This is a genomic window from Streptomyces sp. XY431 (genome assembly GCF_001279805.1).
Taxonomy (GTDB): Bacteria; Actinomycetota; Actinomycetes; order Streptomycetales; family Streptomycetaceae; genus Kitasatospora; species Kitasatospora purpeofusca.
In genome coordinates, this window is the sequence record NZ_LGDO01000386.1 from 1 (window position 1) to 318 (window position 318).

Below are 318 nucleotides of genomic sequence, written 5' to 3' on the forward strand. Positions count from 1 at the left end.
CGGGGAACTCGATCCAGCCGTCCGAAGTGCTGCGGCCCTGGACCCACTTGGTGTTGATGCCGTCGACGTCGGCCTTGTCGGCGTGGACGGTGCCCCAGGACTGGCCGCCGTCCTTGCGGATGTCGATGCCGTCCTGGGGGAAGCCGATCCAGCCGTGGCCGCCGTCGCGGTCGCCGACCCACTTGGTGTTCAGGCCGTTGAGGTCCGCCTTGTCGGCGATGACGGTGCCGAGGTCGTGGCCGCCGTCGCGCAGGACGCGGACGCCCTCGGCGGGGAACTCGATCCAGCCGTCCGAAGTGCTGCGGCCCTGGACCCACT

At 70.8% G+C, this 318-nt stretch carries 1 protein-coding gene; it reads right to left on the bottom strand.

The genetic code is table 11. The features are described from left to right. Positions 1 to 318, bottom strand: a 318-nt coding sequence (locus ADK60_RS26975) for a hypothetical protein (RefSeq protein WP_159400599.1), incomplete at both ends; no start/stop codon positions are given.